Here is a 2103-nt window from a genome sequence, read left to right as displayed (position 1 = left end):
GTGGGCACAGGGGGAATCGGTACCGAAACGGCCTCGGCCGGCCCGTCTGGCTGCCCTGCGTGGCCTACGCTCAACCCATGATGCGGCCCGCGAGCAAGCATGAACGTGCCCTTCCGGCCATGCTGGCCGCTCCCGGCGTCCAGCTTGGCTTCGGCCTGGCTGCCCTGCTGGCCACCGCCGGTGCCGTGCGCCACGACCGCGTGGGCCCACGGGAAGTCAGGGCATTCCGCGCAGTCAACGGCCTGCCCGATTCGGTCTACCTGCCCGCCTGGGCCGTCATGCAGCTGGGCGCGTTCGGTGCCATCCCGGCGTCGGCCGCGGCGGCCTGGCTGGCCGGAGACGGGGAGCTGGCAGCCCGCCTCCTGATCGGCGGCACTGGCACCTGGGCGCTGGCCAAAGCGGTCAAGCGGATAGTGCGGCGGCCCCGGCCGGTGACCCTGCTTCCGGGCATCCGCCGTCGCGGCCGCGACGCCAGCGGCCTCGGATACCTGTCCGGGCACGCGGGCGTGGCCGTCGTCCTTGGCGTGGCTGCCCTGCCCCGTCTCGGCCCGGGCGGCCGCGCCCTCACCCTGACCGCCATCCCCCTGGTGGGACTGAGCCGTGTCTACGTCGGCGCCCATTTTCCGCTCGACATCGCAGGCGGGGCGGCACTGGGCCTCGCCGTTAACGCCACGGCAGGCACCGCGGTCAGGAGGTACTCCACCCGGCATCGTGGCTAACTCGCAGACCAGCCCGTAGCCGCGGTACCTGGGTCGCAGAGCGATGCTCGCTCATGCAGGTCGGCTTCATCCACCTATCCGTTGGCAGGGCCCGCGGCCTCCGTACCGACCGCGGCCAGCTACTGAGTTGCGTGCCGGGATCCGTGAATACCCGCCCGTCCCCGCTTGTGCTGAGCAGCTCGCGCACCCGTAAGCCGGACACGCTGAGCCGCCTGGGCATCGCGGGCGTCGCCGTTATGACGCGCTGGTGGCGCTGGCCGCCAAGGAGCACGGGGCAGCCCTCGCGACCCGGGACGCGCGGGCACGCGGCACCTATGACGCAATGGACGTGGCGGTGATCGTCGTAACCTGACCGGACCGACGGTCTGCCGCAGGAACGCCTTGCGGATCTCGGTGACCGCGATGATCGACAGTGCTACGGCTGCGCACAGGAGCCACTGATCTACGTCGAGCGCGGTGGTCTTCAGGATCGCCTGGCACGGCGCCAGGACGGTTGCCATGACGAGCAGGAAAAGGGAGGCCCCGGTCGTCACGATGCACGTCCGGTCGGCGAACGTGCTGAGGGAGAACACCGAGTCCCGCCGGTCCCTCGACTCGAGCGAGAAGAACAGGTTAAACAGCGAGAACACGACCACGCCCATGGTTCGCGCGATGGCGAGCGTGTGCGCCTGTTCCGCCCAGCTGACCACGCTCAGCGTGCCGATCGCCATCACCAGCCCGACCGAGACGAGCCAGGCGAGGACCCCCCCGGTCAGGATCGGCTGGCCGGGCGGCCGGGGGCGGCGTTCCATCAGCCCTGCGACAAGCCTGCTGTAGCCGAGCCCGATGGACTGGATCGTGACGGTGGTGAAGGCCACCCACAAGACCTGCAGCGGAAGGAGCGGCTCGCCGTGGGCGATGTCGAAGATGCTGGCGCCAAGGAAGGTGATGATGAAGCCGAACATGCATCCCATCTCGAACCGGATGTACCGGACCAGGTTGTCATACAGCCCGCGGCCGATTTCCACCGCTTTGGTGATCGTGGAGAAGTTGTCGTCGGTCAGCACCATCACCGCGGCCTGCTTGGCCACCTCGGTCCCGGTGCCCATCGCGATCCCGATGTCGGCCTTCTTCAGCGCGGGCGCGTCGTTGACGCCGTCGCCGGTCATGGCGACGATCTGGCCTTCGCGCTTGAGCAGGTCCACCAGGCGGACCTTGTGCTCTGGAGTGACGCGGGCGATCACGCCGACATCGGCGATCGCCTCCATCGCCTCGTCTTCGGTCATCGCGCCGAACTCCGCCCCGCTGATGACCTTGCCATCGATGCCAAGCTGGCGGGCGATCGCGGCCGCGGTAACCGCGTGATCACCGGTGATCATGCGGACCTCGATCCCGGCGGACTTCG

2 protein-coding genes are annotated in these 2103 nt (G+C 69.4%); one reads left to right on the top strand and one right to left on the bottom strand.

Annotated elements, in window-relative coordinates:
• The first annotated feature begins 77 nt into the window (after positions 1-77).
• A complete protein-coding gene (locus WA805_RS15355; RefSeq protein ID WP_422284488.1) occupies positions 78-719 on the top strand; it encodes a phosphatase PAP2 family protein in 642 nt (213 codons plus the stop codon).
• Between the two features lie 119 nt (positions 720-838).
• Here the strand turns inward: WA805_RS15355 and WA805_RS15350 are convergent.
• Positions 839-2103 (bottom strand): HAD-IC family P-type ATPase (locus tag WA805_RS15350; RefSeq protein WP_425242652.1); only part of this gene is annotated, 1265 nt, incomplete at its 5' end.

It is taken from the genome of Trebonia sp. (genome assembly GCF_049794275.1).
Taxonomy (GTDB): Bacteria; Actinomycetota; Actinomycetes; order Streptosporangiales; family Streptosporangiaceae; genus Trebonia.
The sequence above is the reverse complement of the archived record's forward strand: the minus strand, read 5'-3'. Positions and strand labels throughout refer to the sequence as shown.

What these genes read in the sequence shown, in the direction of transcription:
- WA805_RS15355 (WP_422284488.1), top strand. Translation starts at nt 78, where the DNA reads ATGATGCGGCCCGCGAGCAAGCATGAACGTGCCCTTCCGGCCATGCTG.